This is a genomic window from Afipia sp. OHSU_II-C1 (genome assembly GCF_000497575.1).
Taxonomy (GTDB): Bacteria; Pseudomonadota; Alphaproteobacteria; order Rhizobiales; family Xanthobacteraceae; genus Afipia.
Window position 1 is genome coordinate 378,894 of sequence record NZ_APJI01000013.1, and the last position, 21,649, is coordinate 400,542.

Here is a 21,649-nt window from a genome sequence, read left to right on the forward strand (position 1 = left end):
CATTTGAGCGATGTTGTCGTGCCCAGAATAGACCAGCAAAGAAGCCGCTTCACAAATTAATTAAGCGCTTGACTAACGCCGTGGCCCTTATCTTAATTCGCCATCCGTCGCGGGCTCTCTCAAGCAGCGCGGCGCAATGAAAAAACCAGGTCCGGGATGGACGTTCGGGAGTCGCGCGTTGGATTTCTCGCTGCCTGACGATCTGACAGCGTACCTGTCCGAGCTCGATCGTTTCATCGATCAGACCATCAAGCCGCTTGAGCAGCGCGACGACAACATTCGTTTCTTCGATCACCGTCGCGAATGGGCGCGCACGGATTTCGACAAGGGCGGCCTGCCGCGCCATGAATGGGAAGACCTGTTGCGTCAGGCGAAAAATCTCGCTGATGAGGCTGGGCATCTGCGCTTCGCAATTCCCAAGCGCTACGGCGGCAAGGACGGCTCCAATCTCTGGATGGCGGTGATCCGCGAGCATTTCGCCGCCAAGGGCCTCGGCCTGCACAACGATTTGCAGAACGAGCATTCGATCGTCGGAAATTTTCCGCTGGTGACGATGCTCGATCGCTATGGCCGAGACGACCAGAAGGCGATGATCGAAGGCGCGCTCACCGGCAAGTACCGCATCACCTTTGGTTTGACCGAGCCCGATCACGGCTCGGACGCGACCCACATGGAAACGAGCGCGGTGCGGGCCACGCGCGACGGCGTTAGCGGCTGGGTCATCAACGGCGAAAAGATGTGGACCACCGGCATGCATGTCGCCACCCACTGCGCGACGTTTGCGCGCACATCGGGCAACGATGGCGATGCGCGCGGCATTACGTGTTTTCTCGTTCCGGCGAATACGAAGGGCGTGAAGGTCGAGGAATATCTCTGGACCTTCAATATGCCGACCGATCACCCGCGCGTTAGCTTCACGGACGTGTTCGTGCCGGATGATGCATTGTTCGGCGAGGTGGGACGTGGCCTGTCGCTGGCGCAGTGTTTCGTGCACGAGAACCGGATTCGTCAGGCCGCCAGTTCGCTCGGCGCCGCTGTGTATTGCATCAATGAGAGCGTGCACTATGCACGCGAGCGCAAGCCGTTCGGTCACGCGCTGTCGGAAAATCAGGCGATCCAGTTTCCGCTGGTGGAGCTTGCGACGCAGGCTGAGATGCTGCGTCTTCTGATCCGCAAGACGGCGTGGGAAATGGACCATATGACCCAGGCCGATGTCGAGCATCGGCTCTCTGACAAGGTGTCGATGTGTAATTTTTGGGCGAACCGGCTGTGCTGCGAGGCGGCCGATCGCGCCATGCAGGTTCATGGCGGCATGGGATATTCGCGGCACAAGCCGTTCGAGCACATCTATCGCCATCACCGGCGTTACCGCATCACCGAGGGCAGCGAGGAAATCCAGAAGCGCAAGGTCGCCGGGTTTCTGTTCGGCTACATGGGTGCGGGAAAATTCGAGACGACGGAGAAAAGCCGTTAGTTCAGGTTTTCACAAGAGGCGAACAATCGCCCGTGACGAATGTTTCTGGAGGAAACGATGCGCAGATCTACGTCCGGCCGGTCCGACCGGTTCATGCTGATCAGTTCGGAGCGGGTGTTCTACGCCGGGCTGCACGGCAAGCCCTCGGTGCGCACGCTCGGCGCACTGGCGATTTGCGTGCCGCTGCATGGTACCGCATGCCTTGAGGTCGCTGGTCAGCCGCCGCGCGTTGGCGAAATCCTTGCCGTGCCGGCATATCTGCCGCACAAGATCACCTCTGAGTCCCGTGAAATTCTCGGACTTCTGATCGAACCGGAGTCCGTTTGCGACGAGGATCTGGCCGAAATTATCCGTCAGTGCGACGATCCGGCGGCGGCAAGCCACCTTGCAGCCCGCTTCCGCGAAATCTACGCGACCATGGCGCTCAGCGGCACCAGCGGCTTCACGTCCGCCGATTTCGACCAGATATTTCTCCAGCGCCGCCTGAAGCAGCGGGACTTGGATACGCGCATATCGACCATCGTGTCGCGGTTTCAGGCGAAGCCGTCCAGCAGCATTTCGGGCGACGATTGCGCGAGCGGCGTCAAGCTCTCGCTGTCGCGCTTCCTGCATCTGTTCAAGGACGAGACCAGCATGAACTTCAAGACCTTCCGCGCCTGGAAGCGGGCGCGGAATATCCTGCATCATGTCAATGTCGAGCGAAACCTCGCGCATTTCGCGCTCGATGCCGGTTATCCGGATTCGACTCATTTCAGCCACTCGCTGCGCCGCATTTACGGACTTCAGCCGAGCGCGCTGTTTTCCGGATCGCGCCGCCTGCAGATTATCAACGGCAGGGATGTGGCGAGCGACGCAATCGGAATGCGGGCCTAGGTCGCAGCGGGGACTCTTGGCGCGACGCCTTGCTCGGCGCTGGCGCGATCCTGTGCGGCGATAGCCCTGCGGAAGCCCTCGCGCTGCTTGAGCCGCTCCCAGTAGGCCGCGACGGCGGGCGTGAACTGCGCTGACAGTCCGTTGGACTGCGCGAACATCAACGCGTAGCCGACCGAAATATCGGCGGCTGTGAAGCGCCCGGCGCAGACCGTCTCGGAATTGGTGACCGCTGTCTCCAGCGCGCGCAGCCGGGCGAGAAACCATCGCGCATAGTCGGCGGCGGCCTGCGGGTTCTTCTTCTCGTCAGGCTCGAGCTGCGAATAGCGGAAGTAGATCGTCTGCGGGAAAGTCAGCGTCGCCTCGCCGAAGAACAGCCAGTTCAGATAGGCGCCATAGGCGGGTTCATCGACCGTGACGTTGATCGGCGTCGGACCATACTTTGTTGCGAGATAGAGACAGATCGCGGATGACTCGGTCATCCGCGTGTCGCCGTCGATGAGGAACGGAATGGTGCCCAACGGATTGAGTTCGAGATACTCACGCTTCAGGAACCGTGGCGGGAAGGGCAGCATCTTTAGCTCGTACGGAATGCCGATTTCTTCCAGCGTCCAGAGCGGACGGAAGGAGCGGGCACTCGAACAGTGAAACAGCGTGAGCATATCGGCTTGTCCTGCGAAGATGTTCGGCGTTATACAGCGCGGAAAATGCTGTAACGCAAGCACTTACTGCTCCGGTAGCGTCCCCATGTATTTGCAGAGGATGCTGAGCATCACTTCGTCCGCGCCGCCGCCGATGGAGGTCAGGCGGCGGTCGCGATAGGCGCGGCTGACGCGGGTTTCGTTCATGAAGCCCATGCCGCCCCAGTACTGCAGGCAGGCGTCGGGAATTTCGCGGCCCAGGCGCCCGGCCTTCAGCTTGCCCATGGTCGCCAGCGGCGTCACGTCGTTGCCGCCGATATACTCCTCACAGGCGCGATAGAGCAGGGAGCGCAGCAGTTCGACCTCGGTCTTCAACTCGGCAAGACGGAAGTGAATCACCTGATTGTCGAGCAGCGGTTTTCCGAACGCCTTGCGCTGACGTGTGTAGTCGATGGTCTCATCGATGGTTTTTTCGTGGGACTTCAGGCAGGCGGCAATCGCCCACATCCGTTCTTCCTGAAACTGCATCATTTGGTAGGTGAAGCCCTTGCCTTCCTCGCCGATGCGGTTGCGCTTGGGAATGCGCACATCGGTAAACTTGATTTCGGCGGTGTCCGAGCAATGCATCCCCATCTTGTCGAGCTTGCGCAGCACCTCGACACCCTTGGTCTTCATCGGCAGGCAGATCAGCGACTTGTTGCGGTGAACCGGACCATCGCCGGTATTGGCAAGCAGGCACATCCAGTCCGCCTGCGTGCCGTTGGTGATCCACATCTTGCCGCCGTTGATGATGTAGTCGTCGCCGTCGGACCGGGCCGTTGTCTTGATCGAGGCGACGTCGGAGCCCGCGCCGGGTTCGGACACGCCGATGCAGGCCACCATGTCGCCTGCAATGGACGGCGCAAGAAACTCGCGCTTCATCTCATCAGAGCCGAACCGCGCGAGTGCAGGCGTCGCCATGTCGGTCTGCACACCGATCGACATGCCGACGCCGCCTGCATTGATGGCGCCGAGTTCTTCTGCCATCACCATGCCATAGCTGTAGTCGAGGCCCGAGCCGCCGTACTCCACGGGTTTGCACAGGCCGAGCAGGCCGAGGTCGCCCATCTTCTTGAACACCTGATGGGCCGGATAGATTCCCGCGCGCTCCCATTCATCAACGAACGGATTGATCTCGTTCTTGATGAACTGCTGCATGGTGCGGCGGATGCCGTCGTGTTCCTGCGTGAACTGCATTGCGTTTCCTGATGTTTTCCTTTGTTTTCTGGTATTCGGCTTTGGCTCAGTCGATTTGCTTGGATGTTGCTGCAAACGTGATCAACTCCCTCTCCCGTGGGGAGAGGGGCGGGGTGAGGGCGTAGAATCTATCGAGAGAGCGTACGCCCTCACCCGATGCACTTCGTGCATCGACCTCTCCCCACGGGAGAGGTGAAGAAAGGTCTATGCTCTTGCATTCTATCCTCATGGCCGCGCGCTAAAGTCCCATCTGGCGGCTCGCCAGATCCTTCATGATTTCCTCGGTCCCGCCGCCGATGGCGTTGACTTTAACCTCGCGGTAGATGCGCTCCACCTTCGGCCCGCGCATGAAACCTGCGCCGCCGAAAATCTGCACGGCCTCGGAGGCGCAGTAGGCCATGGTCTGCGTCGCCTGGTTCTTGCACATGCAGACTTCGGCCACCGGGTTGTCACCTTGCTCCAATCGCCAGATCAGCATTTCCAGCATCGCCTGCGTCGCCGCCACACGCTGCGCCATGTCAACGATCTTGTGGCGGATCACCTGATGGTCTACGAGGCGCTTGCCAAAAGTCTTGCGCTCGCGCGCATAGGCGATGGCTTCCTCGACACAGACGCGCGCGAAGCCGGTGCAGCCGGCCGCGAGGCCGAGCCGCTCGCTGTTGAAATTCTTCATGATCAGCTTGAAGCCGGCGTTTTCCTGTCCGATCAGGTTGCCGACGGGGACGCGGCAATCGTCGAAGTAGAGCGTTGCTGTATCCGACGCCCACCAGCCCATCTTCTTCAGCGGTGTGCGCGAGAAACCCGGCGTGTCGCGCTCGATCAGCAGCAGGCTGACACCGCCCGCGCCTTCGCCGCCGGTGCGCACCGCGACGGTGTAATAATCGGCGCGCATGCCGGAGGTGATGAAGGTTTTCTCGCCCTTGACCACGTAATGGTCGCCGTCGCGCTTGGCGGTGGTGCGCAGGTTGGCCACGTCCGAACCGCCGCCGGGTTCAGTAATCGCGAGCGCGGAGATTTTCCGGCCCGCGAGAATGTCCGGCAGCACGCGGGCCTTCAGTTCATCGGAGCCGCCATACACGATAGGCGGCGCGCCGATGGTGTGGCTTTTCAGGCTGGCACTGACGCCTCCGGCTCCGGCGCGGGCCAGCTCCTGCGCAGCGATCATGGACATGAAGCGGTCGCAGGGGACGCCGCCATATTCTTCAGGGAAGCCAAGCTGAAGCAGGCCGATGGAGGCGGCTTTAAGATAAAGCTCGCGGGGGAATTCCCCGGCCTCGTCCCATTGCGCTGCAAAAGGCTCGATCTCGGTCGCCACAAAGCGCCGCAGCATATCGCGGAACGCCAGATGTTCCGCGGTCAGAAAGGGGCTGGCCGAAGTCTCGGCAAACCGCTCGGGGGCATCCATTTTCATCCTCCATGTCGGAGATTATGGCCCGTTCCCGCGGCGCAGACTTGCGTTAAGCCGCCATGTCTTCTGAAATTATGCACCCGAAAATTGTGGCAAGCCTAGCTAGTTTTCACAAGACGCTGGCAGCCCCCGCCTTTTACCGTTTGGAGCAACGTCGCGATCGAATCTGAGGACCCGGAATGGATAAAGCTGTCGTTACCTGCGCGCTCAATGGCGTGCTGACCAATCCGAAGCAGCATCATGTTCCGGTCACGCCCGAGGAAATGGCGCGGGAAGCGAAAGCGGCCTTCGAGGCCGGCGCGTCGGTGATGCACATGCATCTGCGGCGGCAGGAGCCGGATCAGGGGCACATCCCGTCCTGGGACGTCAACCTGTCGAAGGAAGTGCAGCAGGCGATCCGCGAGGCGTGCCCCGGCGTCATCATCAATCATACCACCGGTGTCAGCGGCCCGAACTATCAGGGCGCGCTCGACTGCGTGCGCGAGACGGCGCCGGAAATGGCCGCGTGTAATGCCGGCTCGCTGAACTATCTCAAGGTGAAGGCCGACGGGTCCTGGGCCTGGCCGCCGCATGTGTTCGACAATCCGCCGGACAAGATCCAGAAATATCTCGACGTGATGAAGATCACGAAGACCTTGCCGGAGTTCGAATGCTTCGACGTCGGCATCGTGCGCAGCGTCGCGATGTACAAGCAGAACGGCATGTATTCCGGCCCGCTCGAATACAACTTCGTCATGGGCGTGGCCTCCGGCATGCCGGCCGATCCCGATCTGCTGCCGATCCTGCTCAAGCTGAAGCTCGCCGACTCCAACTGGAGCGTCACCGCCATCGGCCGCGAGGAAATCTGGCCGCTGCATCAGCGCTGCGCCGAGCTCGGCGGTCATCTGCGGACCGGCCTTGAAGACACGTTCTATCTCGGCGACGGCACCAAGGTGACGTCGAACGGGCAGTTGATCGAAGGCATCGTCAAGTGCGCGCGGAATGTCGGCCGCGAGATCGCATCGCCTGCCGAAGCGCGAAAGATTCTCAAGCTGATGCATTGAGCCGAAGCGGACAAGAAAGCGCCGCAGGCTGACACGGGGAGATAACGTCATGAGCGATCTGACTGCAACGGGCGGCGTGCCCGGTCCTGGACGTATCGGGCGGGTGGCTGTCGGCGATATTTTGCGCCGCGCAGCTAAACGATTTCCCGATCGCATCGCGCTGACCGACGGTGCGCGGCAGGTAACGTTTACGGAGATCGATCACGACGCTAACCGTTTCGCCAACTATCTCCTCGCTCGCGGCCTGAAACCCGGCGACAAGATTTCGACCATCTGCAACAACTCGGTCGAATTCGTCAAAGCACTGTTCGGCATTCATCGCGCGGGCCTTGTCTGGGTCCCGATCAATACCATGCTCGGGCCGGGCGACATGGATTACATCCTCGGCCATGCCGAGGTGCGTTTCGCGCTGATCGACGACAATCTGCATGCACAGCCGGAGCGGCGTGCGGCGCTGGAGAAACGCGGCGTCGACCTCATTGCGGTGGACCTCACTGGCAAGGCGAATGAGCAGGGTCTCGGAAGTTTCACCGATCTGATCAAGGGGCACTCCGACATCGAGCCTGAGATCGCCTTCGACGACCGCGATCTGGCGATGATCATCTACACATCGGGAACGACCTCGCGGCCCAAGGGCGCGATGCACTGTCATCTTGCGGTGGTGATGGCGGCCATGAGCAACGCCATCGAAATGCATCTCGATCGCAACGACGGCATCACGGGACAGTTCCCGCTATTCCACTGCGCGGCGCATGTCCTGCTGCTGACGTATCTGTCGGTCGGCGGAAAGATGGCCATCATGCGCGGGTTCGATCCCGTCGCCTGCATGGAGGCGATCCAGCGCGACAGGCTGACGATCTTCATCGGCCTGCCGGCGATGTTTCAGGCGATCCTCGATCATCCGCGCCGCAAGGAGTTCGATCTTTCGACCCTGCGCACCTGCGTTTACACCATGGCGCCGATGCCGCGTCCGTTGCTGGAACGGTGCATCGCAGAGCTTTGCCCGACATTTGTGCAGCCGAGCGGCCAAACGGAAATGTATCCGGCGACCACCATGTCGCAGCCGGATCGGCAGCTTGCGCGCTTCGGTAACTACTGGGGCGAGTCGATGATCGTCAACGAGACCGCCATCATGGACGACGAGGGCAATCTGCTGCCGCCCGGACAGATCGGCGAGATCGTCCATCGCGGACCGAATGTGATGATGGGCTACTACAAGGACCCGGAAGCCACCGCCGCCGCTCGAAAGTTCGGCTGGCATCATACCGGCGATCTGGCGCTGATCGACGAGCACGGCGAGGTGCTGTTCATCGACCGCAAGAAGGACATGATCAAGTCCGGCGGCGAGAACGTCGCTTCGGTGAAGATCGAGGAAACGCTGCTGGCGCATCCTGCGGTGCTGAACGCCGCGGTGGTCGGCCTGCCGCATCCGCAATGGGGCGAGGCGGTCTCCGCCTTCGTCAAGCTCAAGCCCGGCACACAGACGGGCGAAGCCGAGATCATCGAGCATTGCCGTAAGTCGCTTGGCGGTTTCCAGATCCCGAAGCTGGTGCGGATTCTGGAGGAGATGCCGATGACCGCTACCGGCAAGCTGCGCAAGGTCGAACTGCGGCAGCAGTTCGTCGACCATTTCAACACGACATCGGCGGCCTGAAAGTCAATTATCCATGGCGGTGATCGAGAATTCCATTTCGCCTACGAGCGAGAGCTATCAGGCCAATCGTGCGGGGATGCTGGCGCAGATTGCGCGGGTCAATGCCGTGGTGGGGCGGACGGTTGCCGCGTCTGAATTGTCCAAAAAGCGCTTTCATGAGCGCGGGCAATTGCTGCCGCGCGAACGCATCGCGCTGTTGCTCGATGCCGGTGCACCGTTTCTCGAACTCTCGGCCCTTGCCGGATACTGTCTCGATACGCCGGACCCGGACAAGAGCATTCCCGGCGGGGGCACCATCGCGGGCATCGGTTTCGTGTCCGGCGTGCGCTGCATGGTGACGGCGAGCGATTCCGGCATCGAAGCGGGATCGCTGCAGCCGATGGGTCTCGATAAGCGGCTGCGCTCGCAGGAGATCGCGCTGGAGAACAAGCTACCGTCAGTGCAACTCGTCGAGAGCGCCGGCGCCAACCTGATGCGCTATCGCGTCGAAGATTTCATTCGCGGCGGCACGACGTTCCGCAATCTCGCCTTGCTCTCGGCAGCGGGACTGCCGGTCATCACCGTGACCCATGGCTCGTCCACCGCAGGCGGTGCGTATCAGACCGGCCTGTCCGACTACATCGTGATGGTGCGCGGGCGGACGCGTGCGTTCCTTGCGGGGCCGCCGCTGCTGAAAGCAGCCACGGGCGAAATCGCAACCGAGGAGGAACTCGGCGGCGCGGAGATGCACACCAGCGTTTCCGGCCTGGGCGATTATCTCGCCGAGGACGACCGCGAGGCGCTCGGCATCGCGCGGCAGATCGTTGCCGATCTCAACTGGGACCGTGCGTCGCCTTCGAGCGGTGAACCGCCGCGTGCGCCGTTGTACGACACGGAAGAGTTGCTCGGCATCATGCCGATGGACCACAAGCGGCCCGTCGACATGAAGCAGATCATTGCGCGCATTCTCGACGGATCTGATTTTCTCGAGATTGGCGCGAACTACGGCCCTGCAACGGTCTGCGGCCATGGCCGCATCGGCGGCCACGCGATCGGGATCATCACCAACAATGGCCCGCTGGATCCGAGCGGGGCCAACAAGGCGACGCATTTCATTCAGGCCTGCTGCCAGTCGCGCACGCCGATCCTCTATCTCAACAACACCACGGGCTACATGGTCGGCAAGGCCTATGAGGAAGCCGGCATGATCAAGCACGGCTCCAAGATGATCCAGGCCGTGACCAACGCCACCGTGCCGCAGATCACCATTTACTGCGGAGCATCGTTCGGTGCGGGTAATTACGGCATGTGCGGGCGCGGCTTCCATCCGCGCTTCTGTTTCTCATGGCCGAACGCCAAAACCGCTGTGATGGGCGGCGAGCAGGCGGCGGAAACCATGGCCATTGTCGCAGAGGCGGGGGCCGCGCGGAAGGGCAAGCCGATGGACCCGGCGAAATTGCAAGAGATGAAATCGCGCATCATCAACGTGTTCGACAGTCAGATGGATGTGTTCGCCACTAGCGGGCGGCTGCTTGATGACGGCGTGATCGATCCACGCGACACCCGCGCTGTGTTGACCAATGTATTGGCGATTTGTCGCGAGGCCGAGCGGCGAAATCCGCAGAAGGTCCAGTTTTCGGTGGCGCGGCCATGAGCGGAGCAAAATTGACGCCGTTCCACAAGATCCTGATTGCCAATCGCGGCGAGATTGCCCTGCGCGTGATGCGCACGGCCAAACGTCTCGGTTACGAGACCGTCGCGGTCTACTCCTCCGCCGACGCCAATGCGCGCCACGTCCGCGAAGCGGATCAGGCGGTATGGATCGGCGAGTCGCAGCCGTCGCAGTCTTATCTGCGGATTGACGCCATCATGCAGGCAGCGAAGGCGAGCGGTGCGGACGCGGTGCATCCCGGCTATGGATTCCTCGCGGAGAACGCAGACTTCGCCAAGGCTTGCCGCGATGTGGGTCTTGTCTTCATCGGCCCGTCGCCTGAGGCGATCCATGCCATGGGCCACAAGGCGGGCGCGAAGGACATCATGGAGAAGGCGGGCGTGCCCTGCGTGCCCGGCTATCAGGGCGAAGACCAGAGCGACGCCACGATGCTCACCGCCGCGAAGCGCATCGGTTTTCCGGTGATGATCAAGGCTGTCGCCGGCGGCGGGGGGCGCGGCATGCGTCTTGTCGCCGATGACGCCGCATTTCCGGATGCGCTGCGTGCCGCGCGTTCGGAAGCGCAGAACGCGTTCGGCGATCCGCAGGTCATTCTGGAGCGGGCGATCGTCCAGCCGCGCCATATCGAAATCCAGGTGTTCGGCGATCGTCATGGCAACGCGATTCATCTCGGTGAGCGCGATTGCTCGGTGCAGCGCCGGCACCAGAAGCTGATCGAGGAAGCGCCATCGCCAGCGGTGTCGCCGGAATTGCGCGCGCGGATGGGCGCCACAGCCGTCGCCGCCATCAAGGCGATCGGTTATGAGGGCGCGGGCACACTGGAATTCCTGCTCGACAGCGCGGGCAATTACTATTTCATGGAAATGAACACGCGATTGCAGGTCGAGCATCCGGTGACCGAAGCGATCACCGGGCTCGATCTGGCCGAGTTGCAGTTGCGTGTGGCTGGCGGCGAACCGCTGCCGCTCAAGCAGGAGGACGTGTCGTTCTCCGGCCATGCCATTGAAGTCCGGCTCTGCGCCGAAGATGCCGCGCACAACTTCATGCCGCAGTCAGGGACGATGCTGCGCTGGCACGCGCCAATAGGCCTGCGGGTCGAGGACGCGCTGGAATCCGGCGGCGAAATTCCGCCGTTCTACGATTCGATGATCGCCAAGATCATCAGTCACGGCACAACTCGCGACGAGGCGCGGCGAAAGCTGATCGCCGGTCTCGATCGCATGACAGCGCTTGGAGTCACCACCAACCAGTCGTTCCTCGCGCGGTGTCTCGATCATCCCGCGTTCGCGGCTGGGCAGGCGACCACGGCCTTCATCGCCGAACATTCGGCCGATCTGCTTCCGCCGCAGTCCAGTGCCCGGCTTCGCGCCGCCGTCGCCGCGCTGCTGGTGCACGCCGCGTCGATCGGACCGGTTCATGTGCAGCAGCGGCTGGGACTCGCGCACGGCTATCCCATCCCGCTGCGCTTCGAGCTCGACGGCCACGTGGTCGAGCCGACGGTGCGCCGCGAGCGCGGCGATATTTTCAAAGTCGGGATGGGGGACAACGAACACACGCTGACGCTCGGCGCGCGCGACGGCGACGTGCTTCATTTCACCAGCGACGGTGTTCTCGGCTCGGCCACCTTCGTTCGCGAAGGCGCGAACCTCTGGTTCAGCTTTGCCGGGACAACCTCGCATGTGCGCGATCTGTCTCATGTTGCGGTGATGAAGGCGGGCGATGCCGGGTCGGACGGCAAGCTGCGGGCCTCGATGAACGGGCGCGTGGTCTCGGTGCTCGCCAGAGCCGGAGATATTGTCACGGCCGGAGCGCCGGTCATCGTCCTGGAAGCCATGAAAATGCAGCACGTGCATGCGGCTCCGGTGTCGGGTAGGCTCACAGCCCTGAATGCCGCGGAGGGCGATCAGGTCACGACCGGATTTGTGGTCGCGGAGATCGAGGCCGCGCAGGACGCGGCTTAAAGGAGAAGCCATGTCTGACGCATCGGTTCTTCATGACAAACGCGGGCATGCGTTCTGGATTACGATCAACCGGCCCGACAAGCGCAACGCGCTGAATGCCTCGGTGATCGCCGGGATCGTCGATGGCTTCCGTCGCGCACATGAAGACAATGACGTGCGTGTCATTGTGCTGACCGGCACGGGCGACAAGGCGTTCTGCGCGGGCGCGGACCTGCAGCCGGGTGCAGGCTTTGCGTTCGATCTGTCGCAGCCCAATCTCGCCTATGCCGACATGCTGCGCACCGCGCAGAATGCGACCAAACCGACCATCGCCCGCATCAACGGTGTCTGCATGGCGGGCGGCATCGGGCTTCTGTGCATGACCGATATGGCAGTGGCGGGGGACAATGTCGTGTTTGGACTTCCAGAGGTGAAGGTCGGCGTATTCCCGATGCAGGTGCTGAGCCTGTTGCAGGCGGTCGCGCCGCCGCGTCTGGTGCGCGAATGGTGTTTTACCGGCGAGCCGTTCTCGGCGATGGAAGCGAAGGAGGCCGGGCTGCTCAATCATGTGGTGCCTGCTGCCGACCTCGACGCCAAGGTCGAATGGCTGGTGGGGCGGCTCACCGACAAGTCGCCGACCGCGATCCGCCGCGGCAAATATGCGATGCGCGCGCTGGCCTCGATGTCGTTCGATCAGGGTATCGCGTACACCGAATCCCAGATCGCGCTGCTGGCGATGACGCAGGATGCGAAGGAGGGGCTTGCGGCATTCGCGGAGAAGCGCAAACCGGTGTGGACCGGAAAGTAATGCCATGACCAAGGTCTGGATCGAGGCCGCGCTGAACGGACCATGGACCCGTGCCAAACAGCCGGGCATTCCCGTCGCCGTCGAGGACATTGTTGCGGACGGCATCGCCTGCGCGGAAGCGGGTGCCGCGATCATCCATGCCCATGCCTATGATGTGACGACCGGCCGCCAGAAGGACGACTGGGAGATTTATGCGCGGATCATCGAGGGCATCCGCGCAAAGGCGGATGTGATCGTCTATCCGACCATTCCGAGTCCGGGGCTCGGACAGGACCAGAACACCAATCGCTTCGGCCATACGCTGGAGCTGGCAAAGCGCGGCCTGATCGAATGGGCGGTGATCGATCCTGGCTCCGTGCATATTTCGCGGTTCGACGATCTCGCCCATGGCGGCGTCTACATGAACCCGCATGACGACATTATGGAAGGGATGCGGATCGCGCGCGCCCACAATGTCCATCCGAGCTACGCGATCTATGAGCCCGGTTTCACGCGGCTGGGCGCGGCCCTGGCGGCGATTGCGCCGCCGTCACCGACACCGATCTATCGCTTCATGTTCTCGGACGAATTCGCCTGGGGCTTCCCGCCGCGGGAAAAATATCTCGACATTCATCTCGATCTGCTGGCGGAGACCGCGCCCGGCGCACCGTGGATGATCGCGGGCCTCGGCGTCGATATCACGCCGCTGATCCCACACACGGTCGCGCGGGGTGGGCATGTGCGCGTCGGCCTTGAAGATGCGCTTTGGGGAAATCCGCAGACCAATGCGGCGTTAGTGAAGGATGCTGTCAGGCGTGTCCGCGCCGCTGGCGGCGAACCGGCGACCACGGCAGAGGTCCGTCGCCAGCTAAAGGTGATGGATGCAGCGCGAGGGCGGACCTGACACCGTCATTGCGAGGAGCGCAGCGACGAAGCAATCCAGCTTCTTGCAAGAATGGATTGCTTCGCTTCGCTCGCAATGACGGCTTTACCGACCGACTGCAAATGGGAAGCGAAATAAGTTTTCGCGCTCAGCGCCCCTTGAACAGCGGCTTGCGCTTTTCCATGAAGGCCGCACGGCCTTCCTTGTAATCTTCGCTCTTGAAGCACGCATCAACAAGATCCTCACAGCGCTTCATGTCGCGCTTGAGTTCATCCTTGCAGGCTTCGCCGACAATGAACTTGATCGAATCCACCGTCAGCGGCGCATTGGCGGCGATCGTGGCGGCGTAGTTCTTGACGTAGAATTCGAGTTCGTCATTTTCGACGATGCGGTTCACGAGGCCCATCTCGACCGCTTCCATGGCCTCGAACAGCCGCGCGGTGAAGAAGATTTCCTTGGTGAAGGAGGGGCCAACGACGTCCATCAGCCGCTTCACGCCGGGATAGCCGTAGCCGAGGCCGAGCTTGGCGGCGGGAACGGCAAAGCGCGCATCTTCGGAGCAAATGCGCAGGTCGCAGCAGCTTGCGATGCCCATGCCGCCGCCGACGCAAAAGCCGCGGATCATCGCGATGGTGGGCTTCGGAAATTCATGGACGCTGGCATAAGCGGCTTCCACCGCATCGTTGTATTTCCGGACGCCTTCCTCGGTCGAGCGCTCATCGCCGAACTTGGAGATGTCCGCGCCCGCGACGAACGCCTTGTCGCCCGCGCCCGCGAGCACGACGACGCGGATGCTGTCGTCTTTTGCGTATTCGCTCATCAGCCGTGTGGTGGCTTCCCACATCTCCAGCGACATGGCATTGCGTCGTTCGGGATTGTTGAAGATCACGTAACCGACGTTGCCGTCCTTGCGCGAGATCACCTTGTCGGTCGAAGCCATGAGCGTATCCTTAAAATTCAGACGACCTTGCTCTTTTGGAGCGAGGCGATCTCCTGTTCACTGAAACCGAATTCCGTCAGCACGTCATGTGTCTGCTCGCCAACGAGTGGCGGGCGCGCAGCCATGCGGCTCGGCGTGCGCGACAGCGTGAAGGGCTGGCCGACGAGCTGCTTGCCGCCATAGGGTAAGGCTTGCGCGATGCCGAGATGCTTGACCTGCGTGTCATCGAAGACCTGATCGATGGAATAGATCGGGCCGCACGGCACGCCGGCATCGTTGAGAATACTGACCCATTCGCCGGTCGTGCGCTTCGCCATGTACGTTCCGATCGCGGCGTTCAGCGCATCGCGGTTCTTCGAGCGGAGCGCGATGGTCGCGTAGTCGGGATGCGTCAGCAGGTCCGGGGCCTCGATCGCCTGCGCGAAGCGCTCCCAGATTCGCCCGCCGGTGGTGGCGATATTGATGAAACTGTCGCTGGTCTTGAACACGCCGGTCGGAATGCTGGTCGGATGATTGTTGCCGGCCTGCTGCGGCACATCGCCGTCTACCAGCCAGCGTGCGGCCTGGAAGTCGAGCATGAATATCTGCGCCTGCAGCAGCGAGGTCTGCACCCACTGGCCTTCGCCTGAGACATCGCGCTCCAGCAGCGCAGTCATGATGCCGAGCGCGCAGAACAATCCCGCGGTGAGATCCGCGACGGGAATTCCGGCACGCACCGGTCCTTGTCCCGGCAGTCCGGTGATCGACATCAGCCCGCCCATGCCCTGAGCGATCTGGTCGAAACCGGGGCGCTTGGCATAAGGCCCGTCCTGTCCGAAGCCGGAGATGCTGGCATAGACGAGGCGCGGGTTGATCGCGCGCATGCTTGCGTAATCGATGCCGAGCTTGTCCTTCACGTCGGGACGGAAGTTCTCGACGATGACGTCGGCCTTGGCGGCGAGACGCTTGAATACCTCAAGACCTTTCGGGTCTTTCAGGTTGAGCGTCATCGCGCGCTTGTTGCGATGCAGGTTCTGGAAGTCCGGGCCGTTGCGCGGCCCGCCCGGCTGCTCGCTATCGGCGAGGTCGGTCGGCGCCTCGATCTTGATGACGTTCGCGCCCCAGTCCGACAATTGGCGCACGGCGGTCGGCCCGGAACGAATCCGGGTGAGATCCAGAACCGTGAAGCGCGAAAGGGCGGACGAGGCGCGCGGAAACGTCATCGATTTCTCCGAAGAGATTACCCGGCGTTGCCGACGAGGCCTGCGGCGGCGATGCCGGCGAGGGCCGCGGTTTCGTCGTTGTCGGAGGTGTCGCCGCTGATGCCGATGGCGCCGAGCAGGTTGCCGTCCTTGTCATTGATGAGAACGCCGCCGGGTACCGGCACCAGCGCGCCGCGCGCCATGGTGTTGATGGCGTCGACGAAATAGGGCTGCTCGTTGGCGCGCTTGAAGATCGCGCGCGAACCCATGCCCAGCGCCAGCGCGCCGTAAGCCTTGCCATGGGCGACTTCGCCGCGCAGCAGGCTGGTATTGTCTTCCGCCACGAACGTCTTGAGCGCGCCGCGCGCGTCGAGGATCGCGATGGCCATCGGCTTTAGTTTCAGTTCCCGGCACTTGGCGAGGGCGGCATCGGAAATCTTGCGGGCAACGTCAAGAGTCAGGGCGGTCATCATATGTCCTTTGAGGAGGGGATCAGGAAGAAGCGGAGGCTTTCGCCGCGCCGTTGTCCAGACTTATGGCAAGGACGCGCGCCACGTGCAATGCGCCGCGGCCTGAACCGTCCTTGATTTGATGGCGGCAGGAGGTGCCGTCCGCCACGATCAGCGCGTCATCGGCAGCCTTGCGCACAGCGGGCAGCAGGGATGCTTCCGCCATCTGGATCGACACGTCATAGGTGTCGGCGCCATAGCCGAACGCGCCGGCCATGCCGCAACAGCTCGACTCGATCTTTTCCACTTTCAGGCCGGGCACCAGCCGCAGAATCTTCTCCACCGGCGCGAACGCCCCGAACGATTTCTGGTGGCAATGGCCGTGCACATGCGCGCTCTTGTCGATGGCGCCGAGTGGCAGTTTCAACTGGCCGGTCTCGGCCTCGCGCACCAGGAATTCCTCGAACAGCAGCGCATGAGCGCTGACCTTCTTCGCGGCATCGTCGGAGCGCAGCGACAGCAGTTCGTCGCGCAGGGTCAGGAGGCAACTTGGCTCAAGGCCGACAATGGGCACGCCGCGCGCGGCAAACGGGATCAGCGTCTCGACCACGCGCGTGAGTTCGGCCTTCGCATTCTCGACCAACCCCGCCGAGAGGAAGGTGCGGCCGCAGCACAGCGGCCGTCCGCCATCGAGCGCGCGGGGCAGGTGAACGCGATAGCCACCGTCGACAAGAACGCGCAGCGCGGCATCGAGATTTTCGCGCTCATAGGCGCGGTTGAAGGTGTCGGCAAACAGCACCACCTCGCGGCCATTTTCCGGGCCAAAGGCAATTCCAGCCGGCGCGAACACATCGCTGCGGAATTCCGGCAGATCACGCCTGGCGCTGATGCCGGCGATTTTCTCGAACAGGGTACGGAGAATGCCGCTGCGGTTCCGCAGATTGGCCAGCCAGGCGAAACGGGACGCGAGCGCAGCGTAATGCGGCAGGTAACCCACCAGCCGGTCGCGCAGGGTGAGTCCATGTTTCGCGGCGCGTGCGGCCAGCACCTCGATTTTCATTTTCGCCATATCGACGCCGGTCGGGCATTCATGACGGCAGGCCTTGCAGGAGACGCAAAGCTTCATCGTCTCCATCATGGAATCCGACGACAGCGCATCGGGACCGAGCTGGCCGGAGATGGCAAGACGCAGCGTGTTGGCGCGGCCGCGGGTCACGTCCTTCTCGTTGCGGGTGGCGCGATACGACGGGCACATCACGCCGCCCTCCAGCTTGCGGCAGGCGCCGTTGTTGTTGCACATCTCGACCGCGCTCTGGAAACCGCCAGCCGCGCCGGGATACGCCGACCAGTCCATCACCGTCCTGATGTCCGCGACCTTGTAACCGGGCGCATAACGAAACAGCGAACGGTCATCCATCTTCGGCGGATGCACGATCTTGCCGGGATTGAGCGTGTTGCCGGGATCGAAGCGCTCTTTCACTTCCTCGAAGGCATGAACGATCCGCTCGCCGAACATCTGCGCGTGAAATTCCGAGCGCACGATTCCGTCGCCGTGTTCGCCGGAATGCGAGCCTTTATATTCGCGCACCATCGCGAAGGTCTCTTCGGCGACGGCGCGCATGGTCTTGACGTCGTGCTCGAGCTTGAGATTCAGCACCGGGCGGACGTGCAGACAGCCTTCGGAGGCGTGGGCATACATGGTGCCGCGCGTGCCGTACTTCTCGAAAATCCGGTTGAGCCGGTCGGTATAGTCGGCGAGCTGCGGCAGCGGCACTGCACAGTCCTCGATGAAGGAAACCGGCTTTCCTTCCTGCTTCATCGACATCATGACGTTGAGGCCGGAGGTGCGGAAGTCGGTGATCGCCGCCTGCATTGCGGGCTCGATCACATCGACCACACCGCCCCATTTGCGCTTTGGCTGATCCCAGCCGAAACCGAGATCGCCCATCAGGTCGGCGAGTTGCTTGAGCTTTGCGAGGTTGGCGGCCTGATCGGCCTCCGCAAATTCGACGACCAGCAGCGCTTCCGGCTCACCCTTCACCACGGCTTCGATAGTCGGCCTGAACATCGCGATATCGCGGCCGAGCGCGATCATGGTGCTGTCGACGAGTTCGACGGCAATCGGCTTCAGTTTCACCAGATGCTGCGTGGCGTCCATTGCTTCATAGAAGCTGCCGAAGTGGCAGACGCCGAACACCTTCGCGCCGATCAGCGGCCACAGCTTCAGCTCGACGCGGGTTGTGAAGGCAAGTGTGCCTTCGGAGCCGACCAGCAGGTGCGCCATGTTGTTGACGGGCTGCGGTGTCAGCGCATCGAGGTTGTAGCCGCCGACCCGGCGCTGGACATGCGGAAACCGCGCGTCGATCTCCGCTGCTTCGCGTTCGCCGAGCGCCAGCATGTCGCGAAAAAGATCGCGGCCCGGCATCTCGGTGTTCTGCCAAGCCATGTCGCGCGGTACTTCGCCGAAATGCAGCAGGGTGCCGTCGGCCAGCGCGGCATCCATCGAGATGGTGTTGTCGCGCATGGTGCCGTAACGCAGCGAGCGGCCGCCGCAGGAATTGTTGCCGGCCATGCCGCCGATGGTGGCGCGCGAGGCGGTGGAGACGTCGACCGGAAACCACAGGCCGTGTTTCTTCAGTTGCCGGTTGAGATCGTCGAGCACAATGCCGGGCTCGACCACGCAGGTGCGCTTCTCGACATCGAGCGAGATGATTCTGTTCAGATACTTCGAGACATCGACCACGATGCCGCTGTTGACAGTCTGGCCGCATTGCGAGGTGCCGCCCCCGCGCGGCGTCACGATGCGTCCGTCATCGCGCGCAATCGCCATGGCGCGCAGCGCGTCGTCCATGGTGCGGGGAACGACCACGCCGAGCGGCTTGATCTGGTAGAACGACGCGTCGGTGGCGTAGCGGCCGCGATCGAATGGATTGAACAGGATATCGCCGCTGACTTCGCGCCTGAGGCGTGCGCCGAGGGCGCTGTCCTGCGCGGTGGCGTTTCCGGTTGCGGCCTTCTGCTGAGCCATTTGGTTCTCGGTACTCTGGGTGGCCCTAAAAGCCGTCATTGCGAGCGAAGCGAACTCGCTCTTTCTTCACCTCTCCCCATCGGGGAGAGGTCGGTGAGCGAAGCGAATCGAGTAAGGAGGGATCGATTTTCAATTTGGACATTTAGAGCCCCTCACCCCCGGCCCTCTCCCCGACGGGGAGAGGGAGTTTGTCTGCCTTCGTCGCTTCGCTCGCAATGACAAAAATACTTTAGGTCGTTTCGCGCAACGCCGACACCTCGGCAACCGCACGTCCGCTTGGCTGATGTTCGCGCATGTACTCGCACACGGCATCGCACTTGCCGCGCATGTGATCGAACATCAGCTTGCCGAGTTCCTCGCCGTTGCGGCGACGCAGGGCATCGACCATCGCTTCATGCTCGCGCATGGCGTCGCTGAGCCGGTCCCGCCGCAGAAGGTTGGCGGAGTAGCGCAGACGGCGGACCATGGCGTTCGCGGTGGCGTAGCTCGAACTCAGGAACGGATTCGCCGCGGCATCGACGATGGCCTGATGGATTTTCTGGTTCAGGCGGAAATAGTCGGTCAGTTCCTGGCGGATATAGTGGGTGTACATCTCCAGATGCATGCGCTCGATGGCGGCGATGTCCTCGTCCGAGATCCGTTCGCAGGCCGCGCGGCCGGCGAGGGCGTCGAGCCCGGCGATCAGTTCGAACAGATGCCGGATGTCCTGCTCGGAGAACTGGCGGACCCGCGCGCCGCGGTTGGGCAGCAGTTCGATCAGCCCTTCCGATGCCAGCACCTTCAATGCCTCGCGCAGCGGCGTGCGCGATACGTCGAAGCGCTCGCACAGTTCGCGCTCGGGGATGCGGCTGCCCGGCTCCAGATGCCCCTCGACAATAAAGTCGCGGATCTGGCCCAGCAGGTCGTCGTGCAGCGAGGCCGGCGAGGTCTCGACGATTTCCAGCGACTTGGTTCGCAAAAGATTATTCAAAATCCAAAGCCTTCCAGAGAGGTGACAAGCTGGATTTCATTCCAAATCAGCCAGCAGCGACACGCTTTGTGCCGATAAGTGTATTGATACTCGATTTTTCTGTTGTGAAGAAGGAAATTTTGAATACAATCCATTTCAAGAAAATCTTGCGGTGCACAATTTATTGCATGCAAAATTGTAAACGAGATCTTGAGGGAGCGCCGATCGATGTCCAACGCCTCAGTCCATACCGGGCGGCACTTTCTCCAGATTCCGGGGCCGACCAACGTTCCCGATCGCGTGCTGCGAGCGATGGACATGCCGACCATCGATCATCGCGGGCCTGAATTCGCGCAGCTCGGCCTCGAGGTCATCGAAGGCTCCAAGAAGGTCTTCAAGACCAAGAACCCCGTCATCATCTATCCGTCGTCCGGCACCGGTGCGTGGGAAGCCGCCATCGTCAATACGCTGTCGCCCGGCGACAAGGTGCTGATGGTGGAGACCGGCCACTTCGCGACGCTGTGGCGCGCGATGGCCGACAAGCTGAAGCTCGATGTCGAGTTCGTGCCGGGTGACTGGCGTCATGGTGCGTCCCCCGAAGACATCGAGGCCCGCCTGTCGAAGGACAAGGCCCACAGCTTCAAGGCGGTGATGGTGGTCCACAACGAGACCTCCACCGGCGTCACCAGCCGCATTCACGACATCCGCAAGGCCATCGACGCCGCGAAACATCCGGCGCTGCTGATGGTCGACACCATTTCGTCGCTCGGCTCGATTGATTACGAGCACGACAAGTGGGGCGTGGACGTCACCGTGTCCTGCTCGCAGAAGGGGCTGATGCTGCCGCCGGGTCTCGGCTTCAACGCCGTGTCCGACAAGGCGCTGGAAGCCTCGAAGAAGAACACCTCGCTGCGGTCCTATTGGGACTGGCACGAGATCATCGGCGCCAACAAGGGCGGTTCATGGTCCTACACGCCCGCGACCAACATGCTCTATGGCCTGAAGGAAGCCATTGCGATGCTGATGGAAGAGGGGCTGGACAATGTGTTCGCCCGTCACAAGCGCTATTCGGCGGCGACGCGTGCAGCGGTGGAGACCTGGGGCCTCGAAAACCTGTGTCTCGATCCGCGCGAATATTCGCCGATCCTGACCGCGGTGGTGATGCCCGAAGGGCATGATGCCGACCAGTTCCGCAAGGTCACGCTCGACAATTTCGACATGTCGCTCGGCGCAGGTCTCAGCAAGATCAAGGGCAAGGTCTTCCGCATCGGCCATCTCGGCCATTTCAACGACCTGATGCTGATGGGCACGCTGGCGGGCGTCGAGATGGCGCTCGATCTCGCGAAAGTGCCGCATCGTTCGGGCGGTGTGATGTCCGCGATGGGTGTTCTGACCGGACGCGATGCGAAGGCATCGCAGGCGAAGACGGCAGTGGCGTAACGCCGCGTTGGCGGCGTCTGCGATCTGAATTCAAAATCCGCAGGATAGCGGAAACCAAAACAAGGTCCGGCCAGC

General features: G+C 62.3%; 17 protein-coding genes. 9 read left to right on the forward strand and 8 right to left on the reverse strand.

Annotated elements, in window-relative coordinates:
* Nucleotides 1-178 precede the first annotated feature (178 nt).
* Nucleotides 179-1,474, forward strand: coding sequence for an acyl-CoA dehydrogenase family protein (locus I554_RS0115050; RefSeq protein ID WP_024576271.1), 1,296 nt, complete (start codon nucleotides 179-181; stop codon nucleotides 1,472-1,474).
* 57 nt (nucleotides 1,475-1,531) lie between these two features.
* Nucleotides 1,532-2,347 (forward strand): AraC family transcriptional regulator, encoded by an 816-nt coding sequence (locus I554_RS0115055; protein ID WP_024576270.1) that lies wholly within the window; start codon nucleotides 1,532-1,534, stop codon nucleotides 2,345-2,347.
* On the opposite strand, the gene I554_RS0115060 is transcribed toward I554_RS0115055, so the two are convergent.
* From I554_RS0115060 to I554_RS0115070, 3 genes are all read right to left on the reverse strand, one after another.
* A complete protein-coding gene (locus tag I554_RS0115060; protein WP_024576269.1) occupies nucleotides 2,344-3,006 on the reverse strand; it encodes a glutathione S-transferase family protein in 663 nt (220 codons plus the stop codon). The two genes, I554_RS0115055 and I554_RS0115060, sit on opposite strands and share 4 nt — an antisense overlap.
* A gap of 63 nt (nucleotides 3,007-3,069) precedes the next feature.
* The gene (locus I554_RS0115065; protein ID WP_024576268.1) at nucleotides 3,070-4,221 is read right to left on the reverse strand and encodes an acyl-CoA dehydrogenase family protein; all 1,152 of its coding nucleotides are present in this window, start codon (nucleotides 4,219-4,221) and stop codon (nucleotides 3,070-3,072) included.
* Nucleotides 4,222-4,459: 238 nt separating this feature from the next.
* The gene (locus I554_RS0115070; protein WP_024576267.1) at nucleotides 4,460-5,626 is read right to left on the reverse strand and encodes an acyl-CoA dehydrogenase family protein; all 1,167 of its coding nucleotides are present in this window, start codon (nucleotides 5,624-5,626) and stop codon (nucleotides 4,460-4,462) included.
* A 182-nt stretch (nucleotides 5,627-5,808) separates the two neighbouring features.
* Here I554_RS0115070 and I554_RS0115075 point away from each other — a divergent pair, with 182 nt between their 5' ends.
* The 6 genes from I554_RS0115075 to I554_RS0115100 are packed head-to-tail and all read left to right on the forward strand — an operon-like array spanning nucleotide 5,809 to nucleotide 13,608.
* A complete protein-coding gene (locus I554_RS0115075) occupies nucleotides 5,809-6,672 on the forward strand; it encodes a 3-keto-5-aminohexanoate cleavage protein (RefSeq protein WP_024576266.1) in 864 nt (287 codons plus the stop codon).
* A 49-nt stretch (nucleotides 6,673-6,721) separates the two neighbouring features.
* A complete protein-coding gene (locus tag I554_RS0115080; RefSeq protein WP_024576265.1) occupies nucleotides 6,722-8,326 on the forward strand; it encodes an AMP-binding protein in 1,605 nt (534 codons plus the stop codon).
* A 13-nt stretch (nucleotides 8,327-8,339) separates the two neighbouring features.
* Nucleotides 8,340-9,959 carry an acyl-CoA carboxylase subunit beta gene (locus I554_RS0115085; RefSeq protein WP_024576264.1) on the forward strand — a complete coding sequence of 540 codons (1,620 nt, stop codon included), beginning with the start codon at nucleotides 8,340-8,342 and terminating at the stop codon, nucleotides 9,957-9,959.
* Nucleotides 9,956-11,938, forward strand: coding sequence for an acetyl-CoA carboxylase biotin carboxylase subunit (locus I554_RS0115090; RefSeq protein WP_024576263.1), 1,983 nt, complete (start codon nucleotides 9,956-9,958; stop codon nucleotides 11,936-11,938). The genes I554_RS0115085 and I554_RS0115090 overlap by 4 nt, the downstream gene beginning before the upstream one ends.
* 10 nt (nucleotides 11,939-11,948) lie before the next feature.
* Complete coding sequence (locus tag I554_RS0115095; protein WP_024576262.1) at nucleotides 11,949-12,725, forward strand: enoyl-CoA hydratase/isomerase family protein; 777 nt, start codon at nucleotides 11,949-11,951, stop codon at nucleotides 12,723-12,725.
* 4 nt (nucleotides 12,726-12,729) lie between these two features.
* Nucleotides 12,730-13,608, forward strand: a complete 879-nt coding sequence (locus I554_RS0115100; RefSeq protein WP_024576261.1) for a 3-keto-5-aminohexanoate cleavage protein — start codon at nucleotides 12,730-12,732, stop codon at nucleotides 13,606-13,608.
* A gap of 127 nt (nucleotides 13,609-13,735) precedes the next feature.
* On the opposite strand, the gene I554_RS0115105 is transcribed toward I554_RS0115100, so the two are convergent.
* From I554_RS0115105 to I554_RS0115125, 5 genes are all read right to left on the reverse strand, one after another.
* A complete protein-coding gene (locus tag I554_RS0115105; RefSeq protein ID WP_024576260.1) occupies nucleotides 13,736-14,527 on the reverse strand; it encodes an enoyl-CoA hydratase in 792 nt (263 codons plus the stop codon).
* A 17-nt stretch (nucleotides 14,528-14,544) separates the two neighbouring features.
* Nucleotides 14,545-15,729, reverse strand: coding sequence for a CoA transferase (locus tag I554_RS0115110; protein ID WP_024576259.1), 1,185 nt, complete (start codon nucleotides 15,727-15,729; stop codon nucleotides 14,545-14,547).
* Between the two features lie 17 nt (nucleotides 15,730-15,746).
* Nucleotides 15,747-16,178 carry a heme-binding protein gene (locus I554_RS0115115; protein WP_024576258.1) on the reverse strand — a complete coding sequence of 144 codons (432 nt, stop codon included), beginning with the start codon at nucleotides 16,176-16,178 and terminating at the stop codon, nucleotides 15,747-15,749.
* A gap of 22 nt (nucleotides 16,179-16,200) precedes the next feature.
* Entirely contained in the window at nucleotides 16,201-19,185 is a 2,985-nt protein-coding gene (locus I554_RS0115120; protein WP_024576257.1) for an FAD-binding and (Fe-S)-binding domain-containing protein, read from the reverse strand.
* Nucleotides 19,186-19,414: 229 nt separating this feature from the next.
* Nucleotides 19,415-20,155: a GntR family transcriptional regulator gene (locus I554_RS0115125; RefSeq protein ID WP_024576256.1), complete on the reverse strand. Its 741-nt coding sequence runs from the start codon at nucleotides 20,153-20,155 to the stop codon at nucleotides 19,415-19,417.
* A 207-nt stretch (nucleotides 20,156-20,362) separates the two neighbouring features.
* Here I554_RS0115125 and I554_RS0115130 point away from each other — a divergent pair, with 207 nt between their 5' ends.
* On the forward strand, nucleotides 20,363-21,574 hold the full coding sequence (locus I554_RS0115130) for an aminotransferase class V-fold PLP-dependent enzyme (RefSeq protein WP_024576255.1): 1,212 nt from the start codon (nucleotides 20,363-20,365) through the stop codon (nucleotides 21,572-21,574).
* Nucleotides 21,575-21,649 lie beyond the last annotated feature (75 nt).